Source organism: Sinorhizobium sojae CCBAU 05684 (assembly GCF_002288525.1).
Classification (GTDB): Bacteria; Pseudomonadota; Alphaproteobacteria; order Rhizobiales; family Rhizobiaceae; genus Sinorhizobium; species Sinorhizobium sojae.
Window position 1 is genome coordinate 503,814 of record NZ_CP023068.1, and the last position, 21,845, is coordinate 525,658.

20 protein-coding genes are annotated in these 21,845 nt (G+C 62.6%); 9 read left to right on the forward strand and 11 right to left on the reverse strand.

Annotated elements, in window-relative coordinates:
- Positions 1–5: 5 nt before the first annotated feature.
- Together SJ05684_RS20005 and SJ05684_RS20010 are read right to left on the reverse strand one after the other, a co-directional pair.
- A complete protein-coding gene (locus tag SJ05684_RS20005; protein ID WP_034854371.1) occupies positions 6–1,892 on the reverse strand; it encodes a flavohemoglobin expression-modulating QEGLA motif protein in 1,887 nt (628 codons plus the stop codon).
- Positions 1,889–2,719 (reverse strand): N-formylglutamate amidohydrolase, encoded by an 831-nt coding sequence (locus tag SJ05684_RS20010; protein WP_034854370.1) that lies wholly within the window; start codon positions 2,717–2,719, stop codon positions 1,889–1,891. The genes SJ05684_RS20005 and SJ05684_RS20010 overlap by 4 nt, the downstream gene beginning before the upstream one ends.
- Before the next feature lie 316 nt (positions 2,720–3,035).
- On the opposite strand from SJ05684_RS20010, the gene SJ05684_RS20015 reads away from it, so the two are divergent.
- Positions 3,036–3,662: a hypothetical protein gene (locus SJ05684_RS20015; protein ID WP_034854369.1), complete on the forward strand. Its 627-nt coding sequence runs from the start codon at positions 3,036–3,038 to the stop codon at positions 3,660–3,662.
- A gap of 399 nt (positions 3,663–4,061) precedes the next feature.
- Here the strand turns inward: SJ05684_RS20015 and SJ05684_RS20020 are convergent, their stop codons facing one another.
- On the reverse strand, positions 4,062–4,772 hold the full coding sequence (locus SJ05684_RS20020) for a TfuA-like protein (protein ID WP_034854368.1): 711 nt from the start codon (positions 4,770–4,772) through the stop codon (positions 4,062–4,064).
- A 118-nt stretch (positions 4,773–4,890) separates the two neighbouring features.
- A complete protein-coding gene (locus SJ05684_RS20025) occupies positions 4,891–5,337 on the reverse strand; it encodes a helix-turn-helix domain-containing protein (RefSeq protein ID WP_034854367.1) in 447 nt (148 codons plus the stop codon).
- Between the two features lie 617 nt (positions 5,338–5,954).
- Here SJ05684_RS20025 and SJ05684_RS20030 point away from each other — a divergent pair.
- The 8 genes from SJ05684_RS20030 (at position 5,955) to SJ05684_RS20065 (ending at position 13,781) form a co-directional block, all read left to right on the forward strand.
- Positions 5,955–7,118, forward strand: coding sequence for an isovaleryl-CoA dehydrogenase (locus tag SJ05684_RS20030; protein ID WP_034854366.1), 1,164 nt, complete (start codon positions 5,955–5,957; stop codon positions 7,116–7,118).
- Between the two features lie 41 nt (positions 7,119–7,159).
- Positions 7,160–8,767 carry a carboxyl transferase domain-containing protein gene (locus SJ05684_RS20035; protein WP_034854365.1) on the forward strand — a complete coding sequence of 536 codons (1,608 nt, stop codon included), beginning with the start codon at positions 7,160–7,162 and terminating at the stop codon, positions 8,765–8,767.
- A gap of 18 nt (positions 8,768–8,785) precedes the next feature.
- Positions 8,786–9,169 (forward strand): RidA family protein, encoded by a 384-nt coding sequence (locus tag SJ05684_RS20040; RefSeq protein WP_034854364.1) that lies wholly within the window; start codon positions 8,786–8,788, stop codon positions 9,167–9,169.
- Positions 9,170–9,185: 16 nt separating this feature from the next.
- Positions 9,186–11,174 (forward strand): acetyl/propionyl/methylcrotonyl-CoA carboxylase subunit alpha, encoded by a 1,989-nt coding sequence (locus tag SJ05684_RS20045; protein ID WP_034854363.1) that lies wholly within the window; start codon positions 9,186–9,188, stop codon positions 11,172–11,174.
- Complete coding sequence (locus SJ05684_RS20050; RefSeq protein WP_034854362.1) at positions 11,171–12,040, forward strand: hydroxymethylglutaryl-CoA lyase; 870 nt, start codon at positions 11,171–11,173, stop codon at positions 12,038–12,040. Before SJ05684_RS20045 ends, SJ05684_RS20050 begins: the two co-directional genes overlap by 4 nt.
- Complete coding sequence (locus SJ05684_RS20055) at positions 12,037–12,822, forward strand: crotonase/enoyl-CoA hydratase family protein (protein WP_034854361.1); 786 nt, start codon at positions 12,037–12,039, stop codon at positions 12,820–12,822. The genes SJ05684_RS20050 and SJ05684_RS20055 overlap by 4 nt, the downstream gene beginning before the upstream one ends.
- Before the next feature lie 78 nt (positions 12,823–12,900).
- On the forward strand, positions 12,901–13,272 hold the full coding sequence (locus SJ05684_RS20060; protein ID WP_034854360.1) for an antitoxin Xre/MbcA/ParS toxin-binding domain-containing protein: 372 nt from the start codon (positions 12,901–12,903) through the stop codon (positions 13,270–13,272).
- Positions 13,272–13,781, forward strand: a complete 510-nt coding sequence (locus SJ05684_RS20065) for an RES family NAD+ phosphorylase (RefSeq protein ID WP_050979983.1) — start codon at positions 13,272–13,274, stop codon at positions 13,779–13,781. Before SJ05684_RS20060 ends, SJ05684_RS20065 begins: the two co-directional genes overlap by 1 nt.
- A gap of 151 nt (positions 13,782–13,932) precedes the next feature.
- Here SJ05684_RS20065 and SJ05684_RS20070 read toward each other — a convergent pair whose 3' ends face one another.
- The 7 genes from SJ05684_RS20070 to SJ05684_RS20100 all read right to left on the reverse strand — a co-directional run bounded on the left by SJ05684_RS20070 (position 13,933) and on the right by SJ05684_RS20100 (position 21,704).
- Positions 13,933–14,976, reverse strand: a complete 1,044-nt coding sequence (locus SJ05684_RS20070) for a sulfate/molybdate ABC transporter ATP-binding protein (RefSeq protein WP_095694328.1) — start codon at positions 14,974–14,976, stop codon at positions 13,933–13,935.
- 60 nt (positions 14,977–15,036) lie between these two features.
- Entirely contained in the window at positions 15,037–16,062 is a 1,026-nt protein-coding gene (locus tag SJ05684_RS20075) for a sulfate ABC transporter substrate-binding protein (protein ID WP_034859896.1), read from the reverse strand.
- Positions 16,063–16,441: 379 nt separating this feature from the next.
- A complete protein-coding gene (locus SJ05684_RS20080) occupies positions 16,442–17,551 on the reverse strand; it encodes a sulfate/molybdate ABC transporter ATP-binding protein (RefSeq protein ID WP_095694329.1) in 1,110 nt (369 codons plus the stop codon).
- Between the two features lie 15 nt (positions 17,552–17,566).
- Complete coding sequence (cysW, locus tag SJ05684_RS20085; protein WP_034855452.1) at positions 17,567–18,454, reverse strand: sulfate ABC transporter permease subunit CysW; 888 nt, start codon at positions 18,452–18,454, stop codon at positions 17,567–17,569.
- Entirely contained in the window at positions 18,444–19,301 is an 858-nt protein-coding gene (gene cysT, locus SJ05684_RS20090; protein WP_034855454.1) for a sulfate ABC transporter permease subunit CysT, read from the reverse strand. The genes cysW and cysT overlap by 11 nt, the downstream gene beginning before the upstream one ends.
- Positions 19,302–19,307: 6 nt before the next feature.
- On the reverse strand, positions 19,308–20,333 hold the full coding sequence (locus tag SJ05684_RS20095) for a sulfate ABC transporter substrate-binding protein (protein ID WP_034855457.1): 1,026 nt from the start codon (positions 20,331–20,333) through the stop codon (positions 19,308–19,310).
- A gap of 312 nt (positions 20,334–20,645) precedes the next feature.
- Positions 20,646–21,704 (reverse strand): D-TA family PLP-dependent enzyme, encoded by a 1,059-nt coding sequence (locus tag SJ05684_RS20100; RefSeq protein ID WP_034855458.1) that lies wholly within the window; start codon positions 21,702–21,704, stop codon positions 20,646–20,648.
- Positions 21,705–21,845 lie beyond the last annotated feature (141 nt).

The window sequence follows — 21,845 nt, forward strand, 5'->3', positions numbered from 1 at the left end:
ACTCCTTATTGTTGCAGCATATCCAGCGGAGCCATTCCCGCGTGCGCTCTGGCAAGCCGGGACGGTGCTTCCGGATGATCGAGAAATATAGGGCCGACCGACGGCGCCCCAAGCAGACCGCGTGCGTGCAATTCCTGCATGACGCCGAAATGCGAAGCCGCAATTTTTCCCATCCAGAAGGGTTCCAGCGTTCCGCCGTCTGCCAGATGTTCGAGGAGTTGCAGTAGTCCGCGCAGATAGATCGCGTCCTTGACCAGGCCCCCACCACGATAGACGCGGAGGGCGATGTTGAAAGCCTCCGTCTTCACGAAGCCGTAGTCACCTACGAGGACCCGGTAGACTTCCGGCAGGGAGGCGCCGTCGAGCATGGCGGCGCTGGCAACCACACGGCCAGCGATGAGGCGAAGCCGCTGGCCCGTCATGCCGCCGGATAGATATTCAGCAAAGACCGCAAGCCCCTCTTGCATGCCCTCGTACCCAGCGAGACCTGAGCGAAACAGGCGCAGACCTTGAGCTGATCCGTTGAAATATGTCAGGAGGTGAACGCCGATCTCATGGCTGAGGATAGGCTCGACACGACTTGCGTCCATGACGGTGCTTCGAGCGATCAACAGCCTTCTTCCCGAAACCAGCAATCCGGCGGGAAGGTCGTCCCGCACCTCGACGCTCGCTTCGAAGCCGGCGCAACGGCGCGCATATTCGGAGATCATTTCGCGTGCCCGCTTCTCGACGACATCCCAGTCTGCGGGCTGTTCGGCTATTCGTGCGGCATCCGAGACGACGCCCTGGCTCCGGGCGAGAATATCTTGGGCGGTCCGCAAGAGGCTTGGCTCCACCGGGCCGTAAAGGGCACGGCCGAATTCAACGAACTTCGGGGTGTCGCGGGCCGACAGCATAGACAGCTGCAGATCGAGCTCCTGCTGCTTCTCGCGATAAAGCTGGTAGAGGACGGGATCCTCGAGGTGCTCGAACGGGACCGAAAAGAGCTTCTTTTTCGCGGCATCGACTTGCAGGACCAAGGGTCGGTAGAGAAATCGCGGCGCACGCTCGCAGTCGCTCGCTGCAAATTCGCTCCATGCTGCTTCCGCATTGATCGGTGTAACTGCGAGGAGGAAATCGAAACTCGAAGCGATTTCATCGATACTTCGGTCGGTCCGCACCACCGCATCGATGAATGCTTTCCTTCCGAGGGCGCGATGCGTCGAAACGGCGATGCTGCCCGTCGCCCCGGCGAAGGCCGCAAAGGCATGCAGGACAGCATCAAAAATGTTGGCGATCAGTCGCTCGCGAAGCTCCGGATAAACCTTGCCGGACTGGCGTTGACGGTAGATCGGTGCAAAGCGCACGCGCATCAGCGGAAATGGGATTTCGAGCGGTTCATCCGCCTCGCCCCGGTATTCCGGCCACTCACGAAACTCGACCTGCGGCGTGCGGAATTTGCCTGGGATCACCTCCGCTGCATCGATAAACGCCCTCGCGGCTGCCTGGATATGGCCTTTGCTTCCGGCCATGACTTCGATCTTGAAAGGCGGTAGCAGCGGCGCGTTGTCGGTCAGCAGTTCGTCGCGGGCGAATTCGCCTATTTCGAGCACCATGAAAGCACCAAAGCGGCGCTCGAGCAGCATTCCGATAGCCCTAACTATTGGCGTGGCGGCGACGGCATCGGGCGCGAGCAGATGGGACGCGTTCGCCTGGGCTATCTCGCGGGCAACAGGATCCTCGTCGCCCGAGACATGGACGCAGAGAAAGGGCAATGCCCGATCGATGTGGAGCCGACCGCCGCCGGCGAACTCCTTGCGCACGGCTTTGCCCGCTTGGATCGAGCTCAATACTTCATCGAGCCATTCCGGAGGGTTCGCATCCCTCGATGCGCCTGCATTCGCCAGCTTCATCGGCCCGCCTCCAATTCGTCGAGGAGTATCGGCACTGCCGATCGTACCAGCCGCCTGAGCGCCAGGAGGACGTCGCCACGCGGCTCGCCCGTCCACTCATCCATGAAGATTTTCTTGAATTCGACGGCAATTGCACACCCCGTGTTCGGAAAGTGCTCGTGGATGAAGCGAGTCTGCTCGCCACGGCCCTGAAATGCGATGTTTTCGCGAACGTCCAATCGGCCGCCGGGAAAGTCGAAGGCGCGCAGCGCCTCCACAAGGCGGTCCACCACAGGCGACCATCTTCGCCGGTCCATGGAGAATGTGCCTATATTGATGTCCGGCGCTTCTGCCGGGAGCATCGGCTCCGATCCTGGGCCCGCCCGGCGATGATTGTAGCTATGCACATCGAGAACGACGAAGCGTCCGTGACAGCGCTCGGTTCCGGCGAGGAACGAATGCAGCATCGCGTAGTATTCGTCATGCATGGCAAGGGATGGTTCGACGATATCCGACGGCGGCTCCGTCGCCCAGACCGTAAGGCCCCAGGCCTGTTCAGGGCGCAGGTAGACGGCTCCGTTTCTCGGCCGGTTGATATCGACTTCAAAGCGCGAGCGGTGAACGACGATCCGGTTCGGGATGTCGCGGATCAGGAATTCGGTGAACGGATCTTCCTCTCGAAGGCGCTCTGCTTCAGAAAGCGCAAACAGGCTCCGCACTGCGTCGCGAGCCATATGCCCATTGTGAATGGCGGTTGCGACGACGGGCGAGTCGCCGCGGTGCTGCGTCCACCATTCGCCGGTGACAGGTAGCGCGAGAGGCGCTTTCGAATCTGCGGATACGCTCATCTCCAACCCTTGCATTCATTGCTCAACGGGTTTGGTCATGCAGTTACAATTCGGAACAAAGTTCTTCGGTTCCGAGCGTCAACTGAGAGCGGGGCCTCTCCTCGCCGGCAAATGCGGGACCGCCTGGAGGCTTCCGCGGCGTATGGCACTGAACTTCATGCGCTTTTTGGCTTGCGCTGTCCAAGGCGAGTTGTCGATGGAAGCAGCCATCGAGCCGTCGGCGCGGAAGCATGCCCTCGTCCTCACGAGATTTCGATTTTACGGCCGCTGTCCCCCGCAATACGCTGGAGTTTGAATATCCAATGGGAGGTACGCCATGAAACGCCGGCTCGGATTCGTCGCGGTCGCATTGGCCTGTTCGGTCATCGCAGCCCGTGCCCAGGACACGTCGATGAGCTTCTTCGTTACCAGCACAAATCCGGGGAAAGGCGGGGACCTCGGAGGACTTGCGGGCGCCGATGCCCATTGTAGCGCGCTGGCGGCGGCCAGCGGTTCGACTGGCAAGACTTGGAGAGCTTATCTCTCCACTGATAGCGAGAATGCCAAGGATCGTATCGGGACAGGTCCCTGGTACAATGCCAAAGGCGAAAAGATCGCGGACGACGTCGCTTCGCTTCATGGCGATGGCAATAACATAACCAAGCAGACGGCACTCGACGAAAAGGGAGAAGTCATCCCCGGCCGCGGTGACAGTCCGAACCGCCACGACATTCTGACCGGTTCGCTGCCCGATGGAACTGCAGCGCCGGAAACGTGCGGCAACTGGACTATGGGCGGCGCGGAAGGCGCAGCGATCGTGGGCCACAGCGATCGCACCGGCTTGGACGACTCGGCGGCGGCCAAGTCGTGGAATTCGTCTCACTCGACGCGTGGTGGATGTAGCCTGGAGGCGTTCAGGAGCACCGGCGGAGACGGTCTTTTCTACTGCTTCGCAGCCGATTGAGATTCCGCAATGCTCCCTGCAACCGTTCATCAATGATGCACCTGAAACGGTGATTGTGGATCGGTGGAGCACGCCCCCCAAAAAAACACCCCGAGCCTGATGCGGCATCGGGGTTTTGAGATTCGATCGGACCCTCGGGAGGGGGGTGGAACCGATCGATGGTCTTGTGCAGTGGGAGGAGTTTACTGCGCTTTGACAGCGGCGCAGGATATAGCATGCTCCGCTGACAGCTATATTCATTAGCGACGTCTAAGACATATATGCCGACATCGACTTTGCTGCGGTCGCTGCAGAACTTAATAATGAAGCCTGGTCTGATTTCACGGGATGTTTGTCGGAGACGCGGCTTAGCCTCAATCGAGCCATTCCCAGCTCTCATGGCCGCTCATCTCCGGTGTTTTAAATCCGGTCGTGCAGCCGCGTCCAGAGACTGGTCGCATTGAACGTCCATCTCAGCCGCGATTCATCCGCTGCTGACATAAGATTTAGCGCGTCCAGGAGTTCGAGAGCGTCCTTGCGCTTCTGGTCGACATATCCGGTGCGGAGCGCCGTTGCCAGAGCTTCGCGGTCCGCATGCGGCGGAAGCCTTGCGCCTGCGGTGATAGCGGACCAGGTGCGCTCCTTGTAGAAGAGCTTGGCGGCGGCGTGCTCGATCGCTGCCGCGTGTTCAGCCGTAATTGTTTGCCGCTCCACGAAGCGCCGCAGTGTTACCCGGACGTTGACGAGGGGAAGGCTGAGTGGCAGGTAACCGAGTTCTTCCGGCGCATGCAGTAGTGCCACATCGGAATCGTCTGCGGTCTCTCCCGCCGCGTATTGGTGATAGATTGCGCCGATCCCGACCATGCCGAAGACGGCGCATTCGGCGGCGCGCAGGGCCCCCATGCTCGCCGCGCCAAGAACGGCAACGCCTTGTGACAGCGCGAACAGGATTTCCTTGTGCCAGACCGGCGCGACATGCTCGAAATTCCCGTCGACAAGGCCAATTGCAGTGGCGCCGTCGCGCGCGGCGCGGAGTATATCACCCTGCCGGGCGGGCGGGCGAATGACGATCGCCTCGCCGGCCATTTGCGCGGCATCGGGAACCGTTGGGCCGACAAAGACGACTTTCATGCGGGGAACGGCGCCGGGCGCGTTCGCGCATGTGCTGGAAGATCGATACAGCGACGAAGATTTGGTGTCGAACGGCGAGGCTGGGATTGTTCACCCTGTTCGCGCCTCGCGTCCGTTCTCAGCCGTGCAGGGATTCGCTTTGGTGCGCCTCGGGGGAAATCTGTTCCGGCTCCGGCGTATTCGCCATGGCGGCAACGAGCGAAATGATCTTCTTCCGCAAGACCGGATCGGTAATCTTCAGGAAAGCCCTGTTGAGGGCGATGCCCTCGCGCGAGCCGACGAAGGACGAGATCTCCTGCGATTCCTGGATGTCGGCCGGGGCTTCGCGCGCCTGGGTCTTGTCGTCCTCCTGAAAGAAAAAACTTGGATGCACGCCCAGGATGTCGGCAATCGCCTGCAATCGGCTCGCCCCAATGCGGTTCGTGCCTTTCTCGTATTTCTGTACCTGCTGGAAAGTGATTCCCAAGCCGTCGGCAAGTTTTTCCTGGCTCAGTCCGACCATCAATCGACGCATTCGCACGCGCGAACCGACGAAGACATCGATCGGATTGGGATCCTTCTTCATATGCTATTCTCCTCACCAGCTTGATACTTATAGGTGTATTCTTGAATCTAAATGTGCTGGAATCGCGGCGCCGTTGCAATCTCTGCGCGCCATTTTTTGCAACTGAAATTCGCTTTTTATTCCATGTTACCCAGCATTTTTCGTGGGACTTCACGTCGGTTGCTCGCCTCCTAGCCCGAATCGCAGCCGTCGTGCGCTCGAGACAGGGGCATAGTTTCACATGTCAGAGGCCAATGACGTCCGCGCCTGCCGAAGCAAGTGCGGCCACGCCGAAATCGACCAGGATGAGCCCCTGAAAACCGTGAGGTCAAGGCGGCGAAACGCTCGGGCAGCTTCGCTCCTGCAAGCGCAACGCCGTCGCTCTACGATCGGTTGCGCGGCCGCTTGACGGGTTTGGGACGGTGACGGCGGAGCAGTGTTCTGCCATTGGTGACGGTCTCTTCTTTGCAGATCGTGCTTGGCCGGCCAGCTCTTTGGAAGGAAATTAGCCGGCAGCGATGTTATCGTTCGCGACAAAGCCGTGCGGCGCTATCATGGACCGCTGTAGCATCTTGAATTGCCGCACGTTCGGTGGCCCGGAGTGAGGAGATCGACGGGTGCCAAGGGAGGAGGACGGAATGTTTCAAGGTGGATTGAACTTCGCGCTCGGCGAGGAGATCGACGCATTGCGCGACAGCGTTCGCCGCTTCGCTACCGAGCAGATTGCACCGCTGGCCGACGAAGCCGACCGCAACAATGCCTTTCCAGCCCCGCTCTGGCCCCAGATGGGCGAGATGGGGCTGCTCGGCATCACGGCGGATGAGGCCCATGGCGGCGCCGGGCTCGGCTACCTCGCCCATTGCGTGGCGATGGAGGAGATCAGCCGCGCCTCCGCATCCGTGGGCCTGAGCTATGGCGCCCATTCCAATCTCTGCGTCAACCAGCTCAACCGCAACGGCAACGCGGCGCAGAAGGCGAAATATCTGCCGAAGCTGATTTCGGGCGAGCATGTCGGCGCGCTGGCCATGTCCGAGCCGGGAGCGGGTTCGGATGTCGTTTCCATGAAGCTCAAGGCCGACAAGCGCGACGACCGCTTCATTCTGAATGGTAGCAAGATGTGGATCACCAACGGCCCCGACGCCGATGTGCTGGTGGTCTATGCCAAGACCGATCCGGCGGCCGGGCCGCGCGGCATCACCGCATTCCTGATCGAAAAGACCTATGCCGGCTTCTCGGCCGGCCAAAAGCTCGACAAGCTCGGAATGCGCGGCTCAAATACTTCGGAGCTCATCTTCAGGGACTGCGAGGTTCCGGAAGAAAACGTGCTCGGCAATGTGGGCGAGGGCGTCAAGGTGCTGATGTCGGGTCTCGACTACGAGCGGGTCGTCCTCTCCGCGGGTCCGCTCGGCATCATGGCCGCTTGCCTCGATGTCGTCGTCCCCTATCTCCATGAACGCACGCAGTTCGGACAACCGATCGGCGAGTTTCAGTTGATGCAGGGAAAGCTTGCCGACATGTATGTGACGATGAATGCCGCACGCGCCTATGTCTATGCGGTCGCGGCCGCCTGCGACCGTGGCGAAACGGCGCGCAAGGACGCCGCGGGATGCATTCTCTACGCCGCGGAGAGGGCGACCGCGATGGCGCTCGAGGCGATCCAGGCGCTTGGAGGCAACGGCTACACGAACGACTTTCCGGCCGGCCGGCTGCTGCGTGACGCGAAGCTCTATGAAATCGGTGCCGGCACGAGCGAAATCCGTCGCATGCTGATCGGCCGGGAGCTTTTTGCCGAAACGAAATAGCGCGGGCGGATCGGGGCGGAAGAATAGGTCTGGGGGGGACCATGACAATATTTCGATCGCAAGTTTCGCCATCCTCGGATGTGTTCAAGGCAAATCGCGCCGCCATGGCGGAGGCGGTCTCGACCATCGAGGAGGCGGTGCGGATTGCCGCTGCCGGGGGTGGCGAGCCGGCGCGCGAACGCCATGTCAGCCGGGGCAAGTTACTGCCGCGGGATCGGATCGCATCGCTGATCGACACTGCGACGCCCTTTCTCGAGATCGGGGCGACCGCCGCGCACGGCATGTATAATGGCGATGCGCCCGGTGCTGGGTTGATTGCCGGCATCGGTCGGATTTCCGGCCGCGAATGCATGGTCGTCTGCAATGATCCGACCGTCAAAGGCGGCACCTATTATCCTATGACGGTGAAGAAGCATTTGCGGGCGCAGGAGATCGCGGCAGAGAACCGGCTCCCTTGCGTCTATCTGGTCGATTCCGGCGGTGCCAACCTGCCGAACCAGGACGAAGTCTTTCCCGATCGCGATCACTTCGGCCGCATCTTCTATAACCAGGCGAACATGTCGGCGGCCGGCATTCCCCAGATCGCAGTCGTGATGGGCTCCTGCACGGCCGGGGGCGCTTACGTGCCGGCCATGTCGGACGAGACGATCATCGTCGAGGGGCAGGGCACGATTTTCCTCGCCGGCCCGCCGCTTGTGCGCGCGGCGACGGGAGAGGTGGTCTCCGCCGAGGATCTCGGCGGTGCCGACGTGCATACGCGCCTCTCCGGCGTTGCCGATCACCTCGCTCGCGACGACGCGCATGCGCTGGCGCTTGCCCGCCGCGTGGTTTCGGCATTGAACCGGGAAAAGCCCTGGACGGCGGAGCTACGTGAGCCGGAGCCGCCGCTCTACGATCCGGAGGAAATCGCCGGCATTGTTCCCGCCGATGTGAGGACGCCCTATGAGATCCGCGAGGTCATCGCCCGCATCGTCGACGGTTCGCGCTTCGACGAATTCAAGGCGCGTTTCGGCACCACGCTCGTCTGCGGCTTCGCCCATGTACACGGCATGCCCGTCGGGATCATCGCCAATAACGGCGTCCTGTTCTCCGAGTCGGCACTGAAAGGCGCGCATTTCGTCGAGCTCTGCGGACAGCGTCGCATCCCGCTCGTCTTCCTGCAGAACATCACCGGCTTCATGGTGGGGCGCAAATACGAGACCGAGGGCATCGCCAAGCATGGGGCAAAGCTGGTGACGGCCGTCGCGACCGTCAAGGTGCCGAAGATCACCATGCTCGTCGGCGGCTCGTTCGGGGCCGGCAATTACGGCATGTGCGGCCGGGCCTTCTCGCCGCGCTTCCTCTGGACCTGGCCGAACAGCCGCATCTCGGTCATGGGCGGCGAACAGGCGGCGGGCGTACTGTCGACCGTGCGCGGCGAGGCGTTGCGGCGGGCCGGCACCCCCTGGAGCGACGAGGAGGAAGCGCGTTTCCGCAAACCCGTTCTCGATCTTTTTGAACGCCAAAGCCATCCGCTTTATGCGTCGGCTCGTCTTTGGGACGACGGCGTCGTCGATCCGCGCAAGAGCCGGGAAGTTCTGGCCCTGTCGCTCTCGGCAGCGCTGAATGCGCCGATCGAGGAGACGCGTTTCGGCTTGTTCAGAATGTAAGTCATGGAGGGGCCTGGGATGAAACGCGACCATATCAATGCCATGAATGCGCCGCAGCCCAGCGGCGGCTACTCGCAGGCGGTCAGCATCGAGAACTTCGGCCGGCTGCTCTTTGTCAGCGGTCAGATTCCGATGACGTCGGACGACGCCGTGCCGGAGGGGTTTACGGCGCAGGCGCGACAGGTGTGGCTTAACGTCGATGCGCAGCTGAAGGCCGCGGGCATGTCCAAGACCGATGTCGTCAAGGTGACGACCTATCTGGCCGACAGGCAGCACGTCGTTGAAAACCGGGAGATCCGCAAAGAATATCTCGGCGCTCTGGCGCCGGCGATGACAGTCGTGATCACCGGCATCTTCGATTCGGCCTGGTTGCTCGAGGTCGAAGTGGTGGCGGCGCAGTGAAGCGGAAGTGAGGCGCATGGTTTCGAAGCTCCTGATTGCCAATCGCGGTGAGATCGCCTGCCGCATCATTCGCACCGCCCATCGCCTCGGCGTGCGCACCGTCGCCGTCTATTCCGATGCCGATGACGGGGCGATGCATGCGGCGCTGGCGGATGAAGCTATACGGATCGGGCCGGCCTCGGCCGCCGACAGCTATCTTTCGATCGAGCGGATCATCGCGTCGGCGCGACGCGTCGGCGCGGATGGCATCCATCCGGGTTACGGTTTCCTTTCGGAAAATGCCGACTTCGCCGAAGCAGTCGAGGCGGCCGGCATGGTTTTCGTCGGCCCGCCCGCGGATGCCATCCGTGCCATGGGCCTCAAGGACGCGGCCAAGGCGCTGATGGAGCGCGCCGGTGTTCCGGTGGTACCGGGCTATCACGGCGACGTGCAGGAGGCGGACTTCCTCGCAGGACGGGCGGCCGAAATCGGCTATCCGGTGCTGATCAAGGCACGAGCCGGCGGCGGCGGCAAAGGCATGCGGCGTGTCGAGCGGCGGGAGGAGTTCATCGAGGCGCTTGAATCGGCGCGCCGCGAGGCGAAGGCCGCCTTCGGCGACGGCGCGGTCCTGATCGAGAAATACCTGACGCGGCCGCGCCACATAGAGGTGCAGGTTTTCGGCGATCGCCACGGCAACATCGTTCACCTCTTCGAGCGCGACTGCTCGCTGCAGCGGCGTCACCAGAAGGTGATTGAGGAGGCCCCGGCGCCGGGCATGACGGCAGAGGTGCGCCGCGCCATGGGCGACGCCGCGGTCAGGGCGGCGCAGGCGATCGGCTATGTCGGGGCCGGCACGGTCGAATTCATTGCCGATGTGACGAATGGGCTCTTGCCGGACCGGTTTTATTTCATGGAGATGAATACGCGACTGCAGGTGGAACATCCGGTGACGGAGGCGATCACCGGTCTCGACCTGGTCGAATGGCAATTGCGCGTCGCCGCCGGCGAACCGCTGCCGAAAAGACAGGCGGATATCCGCATCGATGGCTGGTCCTTCGAGGCGCGGATCTATGCGGAAGATCCCGCCAGGGGCTTCCTGCCGGCAACGGGTGAACTGAAGCATCTGAGCTTTCCGGACGAAGGAGTGCGGATCGACTCGGGCGTGCGGCGGGGGGATACAATCACCCCCTTTTATGATCCGTTGATCGCCAAGCTGATCGTGCACGGCTCCAATCGGGCGGCAGCGCTCGCCCGTCTGCAGGCGGCGCTCAAGGAAAGCCGCATCGGAGGGACGGCGACCAATCTCGACTTTCTCATCCGGCTGACGGAGGAGCACGACTTCCGTTCGGGAAGACCCGACACGGGACTGATCGACCGCGAGATCGAGCGGCTGACAGCGCCGATCACGCCGGACAATGAGGAACTGGCGCTGGCGGCAATCGTTTCTATCGGTGTGCTCCGGCCGATCGCCTCCAACGATCCATGGCTATCGCTCGGCCATTGGCAGATCTGGGGCGACGCGGACCGGACCGTCACGATCGACCATGGGGGCGGACGCTCGGTCGTGACGCTGAAGGCGCGCGGACGGGACCAGTTCGCGGTTCATGCGGGTACCAGCACGTTTCCCGTGCTGGTGCTGGAGCGTTTCGAGGACGGCGCCAGTGTCGAGGTAACTGGGCGGCGGCGGGCGCTGCGCTTCGTTCGGCAGGGCGAGACATTGACCTTGTTTGTCGATGGTCGGAACCTGACGTTCCAGTTGCCGGACCATTTTGCGGGCGGACACGGCGGAGAAATCGCGGACGACGAACTGATCGCGCCGATGCCGGGGCTGATCAAGCTGGTCCGGGTCGGCGCGGGCGAGTCCGTCGCCAAAGGCCAGCCGCTGGTGGTCATGGAGGCGATGAAAATGGAACTGACCCTTTCGGCGGCGCGCGAAGGAATCGTCGCGAGTGTACTCGTCGCCGAGGGCGCGCAGGTCAGCGAGGGCACGGTGCTCGTGACGTTACAAGAGGAGGCTGCGGAATGACCGAGCAGCAGGCAGGACATGTCACGATCGTCGAGGTGGCGCCCCGCGACGGCCTTCAAAACGAGCCGCGCCTCGTCGACACCGCCGACAAGATCAGGCTCGTCGACCTTCTTTCCGATTGCGGCTACGAACGAATAGAAGTGACGAGCTTCGTAAGCCCGCGCTGGGTGCCGCAGATGGCCGACGCGCCGGCCGTGATGTCGGGGATCAGGCGGCGCCTGGGCACGCGCTACGCCGCATTGACGCCCAACATGCAAGGGTTCGAGGCGGCGATCGCCGCCGGTGCCGACGAGGTGGCGATCTTCGCCTCGGCCTCCGAGACCTTCTCCAGGAAGAACATAAACTGCTCGATCGCCGACAGCATTGAGCGGTTTCGCCCGGTCGCGGAAGCGGCCCACAACCGCCGTATCCCTCTGCGCGGCTATGTGAGCTGCGTCGTCGAATGTCCCTACGAAGGCGCCATGGCGCCGGAGGCGGTTTTGCGCGTCGCGTGGCATCTTGCCGATCTCGGCTGCTACGAAATCAGTCTCGGCGACACAATCGGGCGTGGCACGCCGGAAGCCGTCGATGCAATGCTCTCGGCGGTGCTCGGGGAGATTGCCGCGAGCAAGCTCGCGGGCCATTTCCATGACACGTCCGGCCGGGCGCTCGACAATATTGCCGCTGCCCTCGATCATGGGGTGAGAGTGTTCGACGCCGCCGTGGCCGGGCTCGGCGGCTGCCCCTATGCGCCGGGGGCGGCGGGCAATGTCGACACGCTCGCGGTGAACGCCTTCCTGCTGAAGAGAGGATTTTCGACCGGTCTCGACGGGGAGAAGCTCGATTACGCTGCAGCCTTCGCCCGGTCCTTGATAGGTGCCGCATGACCTGTGAGACGATTCGATATGCCGTCGACGATCGCGGTATCGCCCGGCTGACGCTTGCCCGGCCCGCAAAGCACAATGCCCTTTCCGCGGTGATGATCGGCGAACTCACCGACGCAGCCTTTAGGCTCGGTGGCGATGCCGCAGTGCGCGCGGTCGTGCTCGATGCCGAAGGGAAGAGTTTCTGCGCCGGAGGCGATCTCGAGTGGATGCGCGAGCAGTTTGCCGCGGATCGGCAGACGCGGATCGCCGAGGCGACGCGGCTGGCGATGATGCTCAAGGCGCTGAATGAACTGCCGAAACCGCTGGTCGCGCGCGTGCACGGCAATAGCTTCGGCGGCGGCGTCGGGCTGATGAGCGTCTGCGACGCCGTCATTGCGGCGAAGGGGGTGAAGTTCGGCCTGACGGAAACGCGGCTCGGATTGATCCCAGCCACGATCAGTCCTTATGTCGTTGCCCGGATCGGCGAGGGAAGAGCCCGGCCACTGTTCATGTCCGGGCGGCTTTTCGAAGCGCAAGAGGCGACGACCGCAGGGCTGGTGACGGCGGTTGTCGATGCCGCCCAGTTGGACGCCACGATCGAAGCCGAAACCCTATCCTATCTTGCCGCCGCTCCCGCAGCAGCCGGGCGGGCGAAGCGGTTGGCGCGGTCGCTAGGTGCTCCCATCACCGATGCGATCATTGCCGCGACGATCGAGCGACTCGCCGATACCTGGGAGACGGACGAAGCACGGGAAGGGGTATCGGCCTTTTTCGAGCGCCGCGAGCCGTCCTGGCGCGCTTGAGCTCTGCTTGCGCTTGAACTGATCAGAATTTGATCCTATTTTAACATCAAGCTGATCAAAACAGGATCGAGATTGGTCATGATCGCTGTCGATTTCGACATTACCGCTGCGCGCTTCGGAGAGGACCACTCGCAGTATCTGTCGGCCCGCCTGGTTGCCGACCGGCTGGGCGTGACGCTCGCGGAACTCGCCAAGCTGATCGGCGTCGCCCGCAACACCTTGACCGCCAAGTCCGGGGTGCGGAAGGTCGACAGCGCGCTGAGCCAGGTCGTGCGCATCCTTGCAATGGCATCGGAAATGGCGGGGGACGAGACCCGTGCCGTCATCTGGTTCAAGCATCAGCCGATCCCGGGCTGGGCCGGGAAGACGGCCTATGACCTGGTGGGCGAAGGCAAGGCCGATAAGGTGCTTGCCTATCTCGAGTCCGTGCGCGCCGGCGTCTATTCCTGATGACGCCAGCCGAGCCGATGGCGCTCTGGCGCGCCTTCGTGCCGCGCTGGGCCCACATGCCCCTCTCCGGCGAAGGTGCCGCGCGCTTCGGCGGCCGATGGAACCCGGTCGGCACGCCGACGATCTATGCGGCGCGCGAGCTTTCCACCGCCTGGGCGGAATACAACCAGGGTTTCGTCCAGCATCCGGCGCTTATCGTGAAGCTGGAACTGCGTGACGCGAAACTCGCGGACCTGACCGACGCCCACGTGCTTGCTGAGCTTGGCCTCGAGGACACCATTCACCGCTGCGAATGGCGCGAGGAACTTGACCGGGGAGTGGCGCCGCAGACGCACACCGTGCACGCGAACCTCGTCGCCCGTGGGTTTCACGGCGTGATCTACCCATCCTTCATGTCACCCGGCGGCACCTGTGCCGCGCTCTGGCGCTGGAATGGCAAGAATGGACCGAAACTCGACGTCGTCGATCCCGAGGGCCGGCTGCCAAAGTCGCCGGCGTCGTGGATTTAGCTGAAACGGAAGTGCCTGCGGCAGCGTCGCACGAAGGTGGCCGTTGCCGCCCGGGCGCCGGTGTCGAGATCCTCTTCCACGAACATCCGGGAAATTCTTGCCGGCCCTGGAATTCAGCCTCCGATCGCTCACGCTCAATGATAGGGTTCGGCTACTCACTGCGAAACAGCCTCCACTTAGTGGGGCGGAACGCGATACGGCTGCGGTCGGCCGAGGACGCGCGCTCGGACGGCAACTCAATCTCGATCGAAGGCTGTGTCTTGCCGAGATCGAGTTCCAAGTGGCGCGTGCCCGCGACGCGCCGGCTCGCCGTGACGCGGCCGGCGAGGCAGCCGCTGGAACCCTCGATGAGCTCGGCGTCGTGGGGACGGAAATAGAGGGTTGCCGGCCCGCTCGGTTCGTTTGCGGCGCGCAGACCGATCGGGCGATCCTCGAACCAGATCTCGCCATTTGAGAGCGCCACGTTCAGGCAATTCGACTGACCGATGAAGCCATAGACGAAGGGCGAGATCGGGTGATCGTAGATCTCGTCGGGTGTCCCCACCTGCTCGATCGCACCCTTGCTCATCACCACGACGCGGTCGGCAAGCTCCAGTGCCTCCTCCTGGTCATGGGTGACAAAGACGGTCGTGTGGCCGGTACGGTCGTGGATGTCGCGCAGCCACTTGCGGAGTTCCTTGCGGACCTGCGCGTCGAGCGCGCCGAAAGGCTCGTCGAGCAAAAGCACATTGGGTTCCACCGCCATGGCGCGGGCGAGCGCCACGCGCTGGCGCTGGCCACCGGAAAGCTGGGCCGGATAGCGCTTTTCTAGTCCGGAGAGTTGCACCAGTTCCAAAAGGTCGAGCGCCCGGCGGCGGATCTCGGCGGGGGGCGGGCGGCGGGCGGCGGACTGCACCTTCAAGCCGAAGCAGACGTTGTCGAGCACCGTCATGTGCCGGAAAAGCGCGTAGTGCTGGAAGACGAAACCGATGTTGCGTTCCTGCACGGTTTTCTTCGATGCGTCCTCGGCGCCGAAGAAGATCGTGCCCTCGGTCGGGCTTTCGAGACCGGCAATGAGCCTGAGCAACGTCGTCTTCCCGGAGCCGGAGGGGCCAAGCAGCGCGATCAACTCGCCGGAGCGGATATCCAGGGAAACGTCGACAAGCGCCGGGAAGCGGTCGAATTCCTTGCGTAGGCTCTGGACGCGGACTTCCATGGATCTTTGGACCTTTCAATGCCTGCGGCTCAAACGCTCGGCTGCCAGGGCCATGCAATCTTACCGCCCCGGCTTGTAGATCTGGTCGAAAACCCCGCCGTCGGCGAAGAACTTCCGCTGAGCTTCCGTCCAACCGCCGAATTCGTCAATGGTGACCAGTTTGAGATCGGCGAAGCGCGCGGTGTCCTTGGGGTCGGCGAATTCCGGCTTGAACGGCCGGTAATAATGCTTGGCCGCAAGCTTCTGTCCGACATCGCTGTAGAGGTAGTTGAGATAGGCTTCCGCCACCTTGCGCGTGCCCTTGCGGTCGACATTGCCGTCAACCAGCGCCACCGGCGGCTCCGCCTTGATCGAAATCGACGGCGTGACGATCTCAAACTTGTCCGGGCCAAGTTCCTCGAGCGAAAGATAGGCCTCGTTCTCCCAGGCAAGCAGCACATCCCCAAATCCGCGTTGGACGAATGTGGTCATCGCCCCCCAGGCGCCGGTGTTGAGAACGAGTACATGCTCGAACAATTGCGCCACATATTCCTGCGCTTTGGCATCGTCGCCGTTATTTTCCGCTCGCGCCCAGGCCCAGGCGGCGAGGAAGTTCCAGCGGGCGCCGCCCGAGGTCTTCGGATTGGGCGTGATCACCTGGATATCGTCACGGACGAGGTCGCCCCAGTCCTTGATACCTTTCGAATTATCCTTGCGGACGAGGAAGACGATCGTCGAGGTGTACGGGGCGCTGTTGTTTTCGAGGCGGGTTCTCCAATCGGCTGGGATCTTGCCGGTCGCCGCGGCGATCGCATCGATATCGGCCTCGAGCGCCAGCGTCACCACGTCCGCCGGCAGCCCGTCGATGACGGAGCGCGCCTGCTTGCCCGAGCCCCCATGGGAGGTCCGGATCGTCACCGCCTCGCCTGTATCCGCCTCCCATTTTTCAGCGAAGGCGGCATTGAATTCTTTGAAGAGTTTCCGCGTCGAGTCATAGGACACGTTCAGGATCGTCGTATCGGCGAGAGCGAGGCCGATAGAGCCGAGCTGCAGGATTCCAATCACAAGAGCTCGGCTCACCACCGGGACAAGTCTATCCGCTCCCATATCGACCTCCAACCTCGGCCAGAAGAAACTACACTCTTCGAATACCAGCCGGATAGCCTTAAGATATCGGCGAGTAAATGAGCGTTTCTTTGCCAAGTTCACGATCGGCTGCCTACAAAAGTATGCGATTGGTCATGCTCAGGTGCTTCCGCTGCAGGCGACCACGTCAAGAAATCATGATTTCTTTTCGGGCCAGTCGGCTGGCGGACGGCTTCATGCGAAATTCGCGTGCACAGATCATGCGAAAGCCCGCAAAAAGGGCTTTCGTTCTCGCCTGGTCTCTCTGGCGACGAAACCATCAGGCTCAGGCTATGCTCGCCCACTACAGAAAGCGAGGTCATTTACAACTGTAGTACTAAGCGAACCGTTGAATATCCTGTTACGTACCGGTTTGTGCGAGTTCTACCTGTGCTGGTTCCGCCGGCATCGGTGCGACAGCCAAATCGCACTCAGCGCGGTAGAGCTTCCATTTCGTCGGCCGGAAGGCGATGCGGGTGTGGTCGGTCGAAGAGGCGCGCTCCGGCGGCAACTCGATCTCGACCGGAGGCTGGGTCCGGCCGAGGTCCAGTTCCAGGTGCCGTGTGCCCGCCACGCGCCGGCTGGCGGTGACGAGTCCGGCGAGGCAGCCACCGCAACCGTCGATCAGTTCGACGTCGTGCGGGCGGAAATAGAGGGTTGCCGGGCCATCCGGTTCGTTCGCCGCGCGCAGGCCGATCGGGCGATCCTCGAACCAGATCTCGCCATTTGAGAGCGCCACGTTCAGGCAATTCGACTGACCGATGAAGCCATAGACGAAGGGCGAGATCGGGTGATCGTAGATCTCGTCGGGTGTCCCCACCTGCTCGATCGCACCCTTGCTCATCACCACGACGCGGTCGGCAAGCTCCAGTGCCTCCTCCTGGTCATGGGTGACAAAGACGGTCGTGTGGCCGGTACGGTCGTGGATGTCGCGCAGCCACTTGCGGAGTTCCTTGCGGACCTGCGCGTCGAGCGCGCCGAAAGGCTCGTCGAGCAAAAGCACATTGGGTTCCACCGCCATGGCGCGGGCGAGCGCCACGCGCTGGCGCTGGCCGCCGGAAAGCTGCGCCGGATAGCGTTTTTCGAGGCCTGAAAGCTGCACCAATTCCAAAAGGCCAAGCGCCCTGCGGCGAATCTCCGCGGCCGACGGGCGCCTGCTGGCGGGTCGGACCTTTAGCCCGAAGGAGACGTTTTCGAGCACCGTCATGTGCCGGAACAGCGCGTAGTGCTGGAAGACGAAACCGATATTGCGCTCCTGCACGCTTTTCTTCGACGCGTCCTCGTTTCCGAAGAAGATCACGCCGTCGGTGGGGCTCTCGAGCCCGGCAATCAGCCGCAGCAGCGTCGTCTTACCGGAGCCGGAGGGGCCGAGCAGCGCGATCAACTCGCCGGAGCCGATGTCGAGCGAAACGTCTTCGAGCGCCGGGTAGCGGCCGAATTCCTTGCGTATGTTCTGGACGCGGACTTCCATGGCGGAATGGACCTTTCAATGCCTGCGGCTGGCAGCGATCTCGTCGCTGTAGCGGAGTTCAAGCGCCGTCTTCAGGACGAGCGTCACCAGTGCCAGAAGCGCAAGGAGTGCTGCGACCGCAAACGCGGCGACGAAGTTGTATTCGTTGTAGAGGATCTCGACCTGCAGCGGCATCGTGTTCGTCTGGCCGCGGATATGGCCGGAAACCACCGAGACGGCGCCGAACTCGCCCATCGCGCGAGCATTGCACAAGAGCACGCCGTAAAGCAGGCCCCATTTGATGTTGGGCAGCGTTACATGCCAGAAGGTCTGCCAGCCGCTGGCGCCGAGTGACAGCGCCGCCTCCTCGTCGCTCGTGCCCTGTTCCTGCATCAGCGGGATCAACTCGCGCGCGACGAAGGGGAAGGTGACGAAGACAGTGGCGAGCACCAGTCCCGGAACGGCGAACAGAATCTGAATGCCGAAGCTCTGGAGAAAGGGCCCGAGCACGCTGTTGGCGCCGAAAAGCAGCACGAAGACCAGACCGGAAATGACCGGCGACACGGAGAATGGCAGGTCGATCAGCGTCGTCAGGAACGCCTTGCCCTTGAACTCGAACTTGGCGATCGCCCAGGCGGCCGCCACGCCGAAGGCGAGATTGAGCGGAACGGCGATGCCGGCGACAGTCAGCGTCAGGAAGACGGCGGAGATGGTCTCCGGATCGGCAAGTGCTGCGAAGAACTCCGCCGGCCCCTTGCGGAACGCCTCGATGAAGACGGTGGCGAGCGGCAGCAGCAGGAAGAGGGCGACGAAGCCGAGTGCGAGCGTGATCAGCACCGAGCGGGCGAGCCGGCTCTCCGACGTTGCCGCGCCGACGAGCAGGGAGGGTGCCGTGGCCGGTGCCGGGCTGAAATCATGAACCATGGCCATATCTCCGTCTGCTCCAGGCCTGGATCATGTTGATGACCAGCAGCATGATGAAAGAGAGGAGCAGCATCACCGCGGCGATCGCGGTCGCCGCCGGATAGTTGAATTCCTCGAGCCGGATCACGATCAGCAGCGGCGCGATCTCCGATACATAGGGCAGGTTGCCGGCAATAAAGATGACCGAACCATATTCGCCGACGCCGCGGGCGAAGGCGAGCGCGAAGCCGGTCAAGCCGGCCGGCAACAGGCCCGGCAGCAGCACGCGGCTGATCGTCTGGAAGCGGTTGGCGCCGAGGGTCGCGGCCGCTTCCTCGACCTCCTTGTCGATTTCCTCCATGATTGGCTGCACCGTGCGGACGACGAAGGGCAGGCCGACGAAGACGAGGGCGACGATGATGCCGGCCGGGGTGAAGGCGATCTTGATGCCGAGTGGTTCGAGGACCGCGCCGATCCAGCCGTTCGGCGCATAAAGCGTCGTGAGCGCAATGCCGGCGACGGCGGTCGGCAGCGCGAAGGGTAGATCGACCATGGCGTCGATCACGCGTTTGCCGGGGAAGCGGTAGCGCACCAGAACCCAGGCGAGGACGACGCCGAAGACGAGGTTGACGATCGCCGCGATGAACGCGGTGCCGAAGCTGATCGTCAGCGCGTTGACAGTACGTTCGTCAAGTGTCAGCGCGATGAACTTCGACCAACCGAGGCCGCTCGAGCGCCAAAGAAGACCGGCAATCGGAATAAGAACGATGAGGGTGAGCCATGTCAGTGTGACGCCGAGCGCCAATCCGAACCCCGGAATGACGCTCGGCTGCCGAAACCGCCATCGCATGCGTGTGCGAGAGGCCATCGGATCTTATCGTCCCGGCTTGTAGATTTGGTCGAAAACTCCGCCATCGGCGAAGAATTTCGGCTGGGCCTGCTTCCAGCCCCCGAAGTCGTCGATGGTGACGAGCTTCACCTCAGCGAACCGGGCGATGTCCTCGGGATCGGCCGCCTCAGGCTTGTAGGGGCGATAGTAGTGCTTGGCCACGATCTTCTGCCCGGCATCGCTGTAGAGATAATTGAGATAGGCTTCCGCCACCTTGCGCGTGCCCTTGCCGTCGACATTGCCATCGACCAGCGCGACCGGCGGTTCCGCCTTGATCGAAATCGACGGGGTGACGATGTCGAAGTTGTCCGGGCCAAGTTCCTCGAGCGAAAGATAGGCCTCGTTCTCCCAGGCGAGCAGCACGTCGCCAAGACCGCGCTGGACGAAGGTGGTCGTCGCTCCTCTTGCGCCGGTGTCAAGCACCGGAACGTGCTTGAAGAGTTCGGCCACATATTCCTGAGCCTTTGACTCATCGCCGTTGTTTGCCGCGCGCGCCCAGGCCCAGGCAGCGAGGAAGTTCCAGCGCGCGCCGCCCGAGGTCTTCGGGTTCGGTGTAATCACCTGGACATCGTCGCGGATGAGATCGCCCCAGTCGTTGATGCCCTTTGGATTGCCCTTGCGTACGAGGAACACGATCGTCGAGGTGTAGGGCGCGCTGTTGTTATCGAGCCGGGTTTTCCAATCGGCAGGGATTTTGCCGGTGGCTGCGGCGATCGCGTCGATGTCGGCCTCGAGGGCGAGCGTCACCACGTCCGCCTGGAGACCGTCGATGACGGAGCGGGCCTGCTTGCCGGAGCCGCCATGGGAGGTCTGAATGGTTACCGCTTCACCGGTGTCCGCCTCCCACTTTTCGGCGAAGGCGGCATTGAAGTCCTTATAAAGTTCCCGCGTCGGATCATAGGAGACGTTGAGGATCGTAATGTCCGCCTGTGCGAGCCCGGCAGCGCCAAGCTGCATGCTTCCGATAACAAGCGCTAATTTCAGAAATCCGGCAAATCTATTCGAGCTCATCTCGACCTCCGTTGTTTACCAGATAACCTATCAATTTAGTGCACTATTGCAACGCAAAGCCGTGACGCTGTGGCCGCGGCTCGTGAAAACTTCTCTCCTTCCATGGATGGTTTCTGGAAATTCCTTTCTCTCCGATCCCGCCGCGCCGGCCGGGCGGATCGGACAACAATACTGCATTTGCGGCTACGCTAATACACTCGCGTTTGCGGGCTGGCCCCCTGAGAGCTGGCGGCCGCCCGAAAGCGCCGCGCGTCTTTTAAAATGCCAAAGACCGCCGTAACTCTTTGAATCTCCGCTTGCCCGGCCGAGGTGCTAGAGAACCCGACCGCGTGCCACCACGACCCATTTTTCCTTCGGCACTCCGCCCTCGAAGATGTGCACGGCGTCGAACATGTTGGTGACAACGCAGGCATGGTTCGGAACGATGCGGACCTGCTCTCCAACGGCAAGGCCGATCGGGCCGTCGGAAACGAGCCTGCCGTGCTCCTCCGAAAGCTGATCGATGCGGATGTCGTCGCGGCCGAGCACATGCCCATAGCCGGTCAGGCCGAGAAGGTCTGAGGTGAGCACCTTGCTGCCGGCGTCGATGATTGCCCTGTTCTCCGCCGGAACCGAGACGACAGTCGCAAGCACGGTGAGGGCGCAGTCCTCCCAGGTTGCCACCCCGCGTACGACGAGCGAGCGGTCGTTGTAGACATAGGTGCCCGGCCGGTATTCGGTCGCGATGGGCGCTTCCGCCGCTTGCATCATGCTTGGAGTGCCGCCGGACGTGATCGATGGCACCTCGAGGCCATCCGCCTCTATCAAACGCTTTGCTTCGCGCATGAAGGACTCCAGCTGTGCCGCAGCGCCGACCGGCGGATAGGTCATCAGGCCGCCGAAGCGTAATCCCGGAGCGTCGGCGATAAGGCGGGCGAGGCGGGCCGCCTCGGCAGGGGTCGCCACACCGCAGCGATCCGCGCCGGTGTTGCATTCGACGAGAACGGTAAGCGTTTTTTCCGTGCGGGCGAAATGGGCCGATAGGCCCTCAACGACGGTCCGGTTGTCGGCGACCACGCTGAGGGTCACCCGCGTATTCAGCCTTTCGAGCCGCGTCAGCTTCTCTTCCCCGAGGATATTGTAGGTGATCAACACGTCCCTGATGCGGGCGCTGCCTTCAACCATCGCCTCCGCCTCGCTCACCTTTTGGCAGGTGATTCCAACGGCTCCGGCATCAAGCTGGAGCTCGGCCATCTGCGGCAGCTTGTGTGTCTTGATATGCGGACGCACGCGTATGCCGTGCCTGTCGGCGTAGGCCTGGAAAGCCAGGACATTGCGCCGAGCGACATCAAGGTCGACCAGCACGGCAGGCGTTTCGATCGACAGGGTCATGCGGGCCTCGTTTTTCCTGACGTCAGCTTGGCGCGGGAATCTTCCCGATCCCGCTTGACAAGTTATGAACTGAGGCATTTCATACGTCAATCCGTTATTAAGGACGCATGTCTAATATAGTGGACTGCATAATCACCGGGA

What these genes read in the sequence shown, in the direction of transcription:
- SJ05684_RS20010 (WP_034854370.1), bottom strand. Translation starts at nt 2,719, where the DNA reads ATGAGCGTATCCGCAGATTCGAAAGCGCCTCTCGCGCTACCTGTCACC.
- SJ05684_RS20045 (WP_034854363.1), top strand. Translation starts at nt 9,186, where the DNA reads ATGGTTTCGAAGCTCCTGATTGCCAATCGCGGTGAGATCGCCTGCCGC.
- SJ05684_RS20055 (WP_034854361.1), top strand. Translation starts at nt 12,037, where the DNA reads ATGACCTGTGAGACGATTCGATATGCCGTCGACGATCGCGGTATCGCC.
- SJ05684_RS20005 (WP_034854371.1), bottom strand. Translation starts at nt 1,892, where the DNA reads ATGAAGCTGGCGAATGCAGGCGCATCGAGGGATGCGAACCCTCCGGAA.
- SJ05684_RS20020 (WP_034854368.1), bottom strand. Translation starts at nt 4,772, where the DNA reads ATGAAAGTCGTCTTTGTCGGCCCAACGGTTCCCGATGCCGCGCAAATG.
- SJ05684_RS20030 (WP_034854366.1), top strand. Translation starts at nt 5,955, where the DNA reads ATGTTTCAAGGTGGATTGAACTTCGCGCTCGGCGAGGAGATCGACGCA.
- SJ05684_RS20080 (WP_095694329.1), bottom strand. Translation starts at nt 17,551, where the DNA reads ATGGAAGTCCGCGTCCAGAACATACGCAAGGAATTCGGCCGCTACCCG.
- cysW (WP_034855452.1), bottom strand. Translation starts at nt 18,454, where the DNA reads ATGGTTCATGATTTCAGCCCGGCACCGGCCACGGCACCCTCCCTGCTC.
- SJ05684_RS20075 (WP_034859896.1), bottom strand. Translation starts at nt 16,062, where the DNA reads ATGGGAGCGGATAGACTTGTCCCGGTGGTGAGCCGAGCTCTTGTGATT.
- SJ05684_RS20050 (WP_034854362.1), top strand. Translation starts at nt 11,171, where the DNA reads ATGACCGAGCAGCAGGCAGGACATGTCACGATCGTCGAGGTGGCGCCC.
- SJ05684_RS20100 (WP_034855458.1), bottom strand. Translation starts at nt 21,704, where the DNA reads ATGACCCTGTCGATCGAAACGCCTGCCGTGCTGGTCGACCTTGATGTC.
- cysT (WP_034855454.1), bottom strand. Translation starts at nt 19,301, where the DNA reads ATGGCCTCTCGCACACGCATGCGATGGCGGTTTCGGCAGCCGAGCGTC.
- SJ05684_RS20025 (WP_034854367.1), bottom strand. Translation starts at nt 5,337, where the DNA reads ATGAAGAAGGATCCCAATCCGATCGATGTCTTCGTCGGTTCGCGCGTG.
- SJ05684_RS20065 (WP_050979983.1), top strand. Translation starts at nt 13,272, where the DNA reads ATGACGCCAGCCGAGCCGATGGCGCTCTGGCGCGCCTTCGTGCCGCGC.
- SJ05684_RS20060 (WP_034854360.1), top strand. Translation starts at nt 12,901, where the DNA reads ATGATCGCTGTCGATTTCGACATTACCGCTGCGCGCTTCGGAGAGGAC.
- SJ05684_RS20015 (WP_034854369.1), top strand. Translation starts at nt 3,036, where the DNA reads ATGAAACGCCGGCTCGGATTCGTCGCGGTCGCATTGGCCTGTTCGGTC.
- SJ05684_RS20035 (WP_034854365.1), top strand. Translation starts at nt 7,160, where the DNA reads ATGACAATATTTCGATCGCAAGTTTCGCCATCCTCGGATGTGTTCAAG.
- SJ05684_RS20095 (WP_034855457.1), bottom strand. Translation starts at nt 20,333, where the DNA reads ATGAGCTCGAATAGATTTGCCGGATTTCTGAAATTAGCGCTTGTTATC.
- SJ05684_RS20070 (WP_095694328.1), bottom strand. Translation starts at nt 14,976, where the DNA reads ATGGAAGTCCGCGTCCAGAGCCTACGCAAGGAATTCGACCGCTTCCCG.
- SJ05684_RS20040 (WP_034854364.1), top strand. Translation starts at nt 8,786, where the DNA reads ATGAAACGCGACCATATCAATGCCATGAATGCGCCGCAGCCCAGCGGC.